Below are 299 nucleotides of genomic sequence, written 5' to 3'. Positions count from 1 at the left end.
TCCAAGCGCGCCGAGGTGGCCGCGATGCTCAAGGCCGTCCATGCCCAGGAGTCTCTGGAGGCGAGCACGGAGAAGGCCGGCCGTGTCGCCGCCAAGCTGGAGGACATGTGGCTGGCGGCGGCCGCCAAGTGCGTCCGCGACGGCGTCGCGGAGACGCTGACCTACACGCGCTTCCCCGCGCGGCACTGGAGACGCATCCGCACCAACAATGCCATCGAGCGGCTGAACCACGAGATCCGCCGCCGAACGCGGGTCGTCGGCACCTTCCCGGACGGCAAGAGCGCGCTCATGCTGGCGAC

Annotated in this window: 1 protein-coding gene; it reads left to right on the top strand. The window is 70.6% G+C overall.

Going from position 1 to position 299, the window contains the following annotated elements; translation table 11 throughout:
• Positions 1 to 299, top strand: a 299-nt coding sequence (locus NE591_RS14570; protein WP_256157024.1) for a transposase, incomplete at both ends; no start/stop codon positions are given.

The organism is Adlercreutzia sp. DFI.6.23, from assembly GCF_024462535.1.
GTDB lineage: Bacteria > Actinomycetota > Coriobacteriia > Coriobacteriales > Eggerthellaceae > Adlercreutzia > Adlercreutzia rubneri.
This window is presented reverse-complemented; position numbering and strand designations above follow the sequence as displayed.